The 909-nt window shown below is 43.3% G+C and carries 1 protein-coding gene; it reads left to right on the top strand.

Going from position 1 to position 909, the window contains the following annotated elements; genetic code table 11:
- Positions 1-909 (top strand): hypothetical protein (locus tag KW93_RS17500; protein ID WP_033543432.1); only part of this gene is annotated, 909 nt, incomplete at both ends.

The following is a 909-nucleotide window of genomic DNA, read 5'->3' on the forward strand; positions in this document are numbered from 1 at the left end:
GAAAGCTCTTCGACGGCAACAGAAACTGCACGAGAACAAGCTGCAGTGGATATTGAAGTTGAAGAAACGGTTATTTCAGACCAATTGAACGTTGAGGTATTGGTTGACAAAAAAAACCAATATTCAGACGAAGAAAATAGTTTCCAGGCAGTAAGCCACATCGAATTGGCGACATTGCCTTTAGTGGGTACAGTGCATGTGGGGCTTCTTGAAAATCAGGAAAGTAACACTGAAACTGGATCTTCCGAAAACTCCCATCTGCTGAATATCGGGCTGACAGATGGTTTATTGGATGGAGTGGATTTGTCTGTACTGCCGAGCAGCCAAAATACAGGCGTGGATAGTGCCAGTCAAAGTGATGCATTACTTGGCTTAAATCTTGGCGATACACTTGTAGACGAACTTCAACTTAACGTTTTGGAAAATAGCAGTTCATTGAACGGCGAAGACAATCAACAAAGCCGCGATGCATTAGCCAGCATCAGTCTGGCAGACAATAACTTGGGTGATCTTTCGTTGGGTGTACTGCTTTCGGAATTTAATCAAAACGGTGAAAGCCAATCAACAGACAGGGGATTGGTTGAAGTGGTAAGTGAAGATTTGCCGATGCTCAATGATATCCATGTTGGTGTATTGGACCGTCATACTTCTTCAAATGGAGAAGAAAGTTCTTTCTCCGAGGGATTGCTGCAAGTTGATTTAATCACTGATTTAGTGGATGAAGTCGGTTTGGATGTTTTGGCCCGTGAAGGTTATACGAACAGCGATGGAACTTACATTAAAAACAGTGGTGTATCGTTGGGGCTAGTGGATGATTTACTGGGAGATATTGGAATTGATGTCTTGGTGGATGAGTCATTTGTTGCTGCACCTCCTGTAATTGCGCCAGAAACACCAGGAGAAACACCG

This window comes from Planococcus sp. CAU13 (assembly GCF_000775575.1).
Lineage (GTDB): Bacteria > Bacillota > Bacilli > Bacillales_A > Planococcaceae > Planococcus.